This is a genomic window from Chitinophaga sp. (assembly GCF_036566945.1).
Taxonomy (GTDB): domain Bacteria; phylum Bacteroidota; class Bacteroidia; order Chitinophagales; family Chitinophagaceae; genus Chitinophaga.
Window position 1 is genome coordinate 1 of sequence record NZ_DATCVJ010000594.1, and the last position, 1,924, is coordinate 1,924.

The window sequence follows — 1,924 nt, forward strand, 5'->3', positions numbered from 1 at the left end:
GGAGTCGTCCCAGGTGCCATCAAACCAAAATCCTTTGATGGTGGGATACTTCAGCAGTAATTCCTGCAACTGATTTTTTACAAATACCTGGAACCGTTTGTTAGCAAGACTATCCGCCGGTGTTTTCAGCGAAGCGCGGTAATCAGGATGATTCCAGTCGATGATAGAAAAGTACAGGAATACATCGATGCCTTTTTTGTTGTATGCGGTTACCATGGGGCCAATGATATCTTTTTTCCAGGGAGAAGAAGCTATCGTGTAGCGGCTATACTTACTTGGCCATAAACAGAAACCATCATGGTGTTTAGTGGTGATGATCATATAGCCGGTACCCATGTCTTTGGCTTGTTGGGCCCATTGGTCCGGGTTATAATTCACCGGGTTAAACTGTTTGTATAAGTTATCATAATCGGCTTTCGGCATTTCTTTCCAGGAGCGAATCCATTCTGCTGCGCCGTTATAGGTTTTGCCTTTCCACTCGCCGCCGGTAATGGCATATACGCCCCAGTGAATGAACTGTCCGAGACGCAGGGATCTCCAGTGTTCCATGTCGGCATCGGTTCTGTTGCCGATGCGGTGTGCACCGTGTTCCAGCACCATCGTATCTTTTGCTGGTGTGGTGGTTTGGGCCTGGCTGTGTAGTTGTAGCAACAGCAATGCGCTGGCAGCAGCCGTACAAAATTTTTTCATCGTCATCAGTTAATGAGTCCAGGTAATGGTATCCGTGTATACTTTACCGTTATGAATGCCCGTTGCTTTCAGGGTGTTTACCCCTGTCTTCAGGGTGATGTTGTCAAAAATAAAATCCCGTTTGTTGGCACCATGGTGGCCGGTTACCGGCTTGCCATCATTGAGGGTCAGCGTGATGGTATCCAGGTTGCTGAATACTTCTACGTTCACCTGTGCCTGCCGGCGGATATTGTTGCGACGCGCTGCGATGTAGATCATCGGCTCGGGATTCCAGTTGGCCTTGTACCAGTAGAATGCATCTTTTTTCTGCTTGCGGTCGTAGGTGATCAGCCCTTTCAGGTTTCTGGCATTTACGCCACCCCGGTTCCACATAGGAACGGCAAATTCAAACATATTCCACAAATAGGAGGCAGCAATGTACGGGTGTTTTTCTATAACAGACCATTGTTTTACATGTGTGGCTGTCTGGTAGGTTTCGGGGAAAAATTGTCCGCTTACCGGATCAAAATCTTCCGAAAGACTATCCGTATGCTGGTTAATATTTCCATCCGCGCCATATTCGGTGAGCATGAGTTTATAGTCAGGATAATTTTTTTCTAATCCGGTAACCCATGGTTCTATGTCGCCGATTTTTCCTTCATACCAGCCGTAGTAGCGGTTCATACCTTGTATGTCTGCTGCCAGGTTAGCAGGGCGGTTCATTTCGCCATAGCCACTTACGGCTACGGTATACCTGCCCGGGTCTTCTGTTTTAGCCAGGTCATTGAGCTGTCGTGTTAACACGGCTACATGTTCATCCGGTGTTTTGGAATACACTTCATTGTGCATGCCCCAAACATAAATGGCCGGGTGATTCCTGTTTTGCCGGATCAGTTCTGTGAGTTGTTGCCGGGCGTTTTCACTTTCTTTTCCGGAGAAGTTATTCACAAAGGGTATCTCTGCCCAGATCACAAAACCCATGCTATCACATTGGGAGTAGAGATATTCCGATTGCTGGTAGTGTGCGAAGCGGATGGTGGTGGCGCCTATTTCGCGGATCATATCCAGGTCAGCTTTATGCTGCTCATTGCGTAGGGCGTTGCCACAGTCCTGCCATTCCTGGTGGCGGGTAACGCCGTGCATGGCATAAGGTTGCCCGTTCAGGAAAAAGCCTTTGCCCGGCACCACTTCAAAACGGCGGATACCCAGCGGCTGCGTAACGGCGTCAATGGTATGTCCGGCTGCAATGATAGTA

2 protein-coding genes are annotated in these 1,924 nt (G+C 48.5%); both read right to left on the reverse strand.

Annotated elements, in window-relative coordinates; translation table 11 throughout:
- The coding region (locus VIP81_RS18105; RefSeq protein WP_331964077.1) for an alpha-L-fucosidase at window positions 1–690 on the reverse strand (690 nt) is incomplete at its 3' end.
- A 9-nt stretch (window positions 691–699) separates the two neighbouring features.
- Window positions 700–1,924: glycoside hydrolase family 2 TIM barrel-domain containing protein (locus VIP81_RS18110; protein WP_331964082.1), on the reverse strand; the 1,225-nt coding region annotated here is incomplete at its 5' end.